General features: G+C 51.3%; 1 pseudogene. It reads right to left on the reverse strand.

What is annotated here, in order from left to right:
* Positions 1-236 (reverse strand): annotated as a pseudogene (locus HBA93_RS23545) (GTP-binding protein); the annotation flags it as partial.

A 236-nucleotide genomic window follows, 5' to 3' on the forward strand; every position in this document is an offset into this window, starting at 1 on the left:
CAGCAATTTATCGCCATGGGTCGAGCGCAGCAAATCCAGAAACATCTCAATCGCCGAGAACGGTACCGGCGCATCATGCTTCAGTGAGAAAGAGCGGATCGCAGTATCATGGTGATGGTGGTGGTGATGTCCGTGATCATCATGGTGATGCCCCGAACAACCGGCGCCGTGAACTTCGCAAATATGATCATCGTGATGATCATCATAGCTGTCAGCTTTCAGCCAGTTCTGCACAT

Source organism: Ochrobactrum sp. SFR4, assembly GCF_019730395.1.
Taxonomy (GTDB): Bacteria; Pseudomonadota; Alphaproteobacteria; order Rhizobiales; family Rhizobiaceae; genus Pseudochrobactrum.